The 1,727-nt window shown below is 70.1% G+C and carries 3 protein-coding genes; all 3 read right to left on the reverse strand.

Features of this window, described 5'->3' with window-relative positions; all coding sequences use genetic code 11:
- Positions 1-546 (reverse strand): HAD family hydrolase (locus tag AC13HU_RS36660; RefSeq protein ID WP_483046321.1); only part of this gene is annotated, 546 nt, incomplete at its 3' end.
- Positions 540-1,367, reverse strand: a complete 828-nt coding sequence (locus AC13HU_RS36665) for a 5'-3' exonuclease (protein WP_483046322.1) — start codon at positions 1,365-1,367, stop codon at positions 540-542. The genes AC13HU_RS36660 and AC13HU_RS36665, both read right to left, overlap by 7 nt.
- On the reverse strand, positions 1,364-1,727 hold a 364-nt coding region (locus tag AC13HU_RS36670; RefSeq protein WP_483046323.1), incomplete at its 5' end, for a glycosyltransferase. The genes AC13HU_RS36670 and AC13HU_RS36665, both read right to left, overlap by 4 nt.

Below are 1,727 nucleotides of genomic sequence, written 5' to 3' on the forward strand. Positions count from 1 at the left end.
GAGATGGTGTGCGGGGCCGGCGGCGCCTTGGGCGAGACGGAACGCCTGGGGGTGGGGTTTCTCGTATCCGCTGGCGGCGGAGTTGATCACCGCGTGGAAGCGGGTGTCGATGCCGAGAGCGGACAGGATGGCGGGGAGTTCGGGGACGTGGTTGGAGAGGAGGATGTGCGTCCAGCCGTGCGCGGTGAGCCGGTCGAGGACGTGCAGAGTCTGCGGGTAGAGGCTCCACGCGGCGGGGTCTGTGTAGGCGGCGCGGGTCGCGGCGGCCGCGGTGTGAGGGCGGGAGAGCCCGCGGCGGGTGCGGGCTTCAGCGACGACGCTGGTGATGTGGTCCCACCAGACGTCGGGGTCGCTCAGGTGCGGGTGGGGGACGTGGGCGGCGTGCCAGGGGAAGCCGGTGGCGAGGGCTTCGAACATCTCGGGGAAGGCCCAGCCATGGCCGGGCTCTTGGACGTCCAGGACCTCCAGGAGGCACTCGGCCCAGGTTCCGTACCGGCGGTGGCCGAGCGTTCCGTCGAAGTCCCATATCGCGGTGGGTGTCACCACAGGCCGAGCGCTTCCAGGACGTGCGCGGCTTTGGGCAGCGTCGCGGCGGGCGTGCCGGTGAGGAGGTTGTCAGGGAGTTCGGTCTTCGTGTCGAGCTTGATCATTTCGCGCCAGCGCAGGGCCTGCGGCCACTGCGTCGTCCAGGTGGGGCGCAGTTCGTCGGCGGGGATGTTCTCGATGCGGCGCCGGTCGGTCAGCAGCCGGGCTGCACTCTTGGCGCCGATGCCGCGGATGCCGGGGATGTTGTCAGCCGGGTCGCCCATCAGGGCGCGGAAATCGGGCCATTGCTCGGCGAAGACACCGTAGCGGGGGAGGATGTGCTCGCCGGCGGTGTAGCGGCGCTCGATGCCGACACCCGTGTTCAGCAGGCGCACGCTGGGGTCGGCCAGGAGCTGAATGTAGTCCTTGTCGGTGGTCATGATGTCGACCGCGCGGCCGTCGGTGCGCGCGGCGGTGGCCAGGGTGGCGATGACGTCGTCGGCCTCGCAGCCGTCGTGTTCGATCCATCGGACGCCGCTGTGATCGAGGGCGTTCTTGACCAGGGAAAGGGATTCGATCAGGCCGGGCTCGGGGGCGGGGCGCTGGGCCTTGTAGTCGCTGTCCTGGCTCGCCCGGGCCTGGGAGCCGTCCTCGGAGTCGAAGACCACGAAGATCTCGAAGCTTTCGCCGTGCTGGACTTGGGCTTTGCGCAGGAGCGCGGTGAAGCCGAAGACACCGGTGCGGTCGATGGTCTTGTCGCGGCTGGTGATGCGGGCGGCGAATCCGAACCAGGAGCGGTGCAGGAGGTAGTGGCCGTCGACGAGCAGCAGGGGCGCGGTCATGGCGTGGCCTCCAGGGGATGGTGCGTGTTGGTGGGTGCCTGTGACCGCGGCGTACGGGCATCCGGTGCCGGATGACCATGGAGTGTAGCCATGGGAGTGGCGCGTTGCTGCCAGAACATGGCCAGCAGCGCCGCGAGGTGCTGGGCGGCATTGCGCTGGTTGAGGACTTTGCGGTGGGCGGCGGTGCGGAGCCGGGCGCGTTCGTCCCTGGTCAGGGCGAGCGCGCGGCGCATGCCAGCGGTCAGGGCGCCGGGGGCGGGGTCGTAGAGGAGGCCGTTGTGGCCATCGGTGATCTGTTCGGGGAAGCCGTCAATGTTCGGGGCCAGGACGACGGCGCCGGAGTGCTGGGCCCACAGGGCG

The sequence above is a fragment of the Streptomyces sp. NH27 genome, from assembly GCF_056859195.1.

Excerpts from the sequence above, each read along its gene's own strand:
- AC13HU_RS36665 (WP_483046322.1), bottom strand. The coding sequence starts at position 1,367 with ATGACCGCGCCCCTGCTGCTCGTCGACGGCCACTACCTCCTGCACCGC.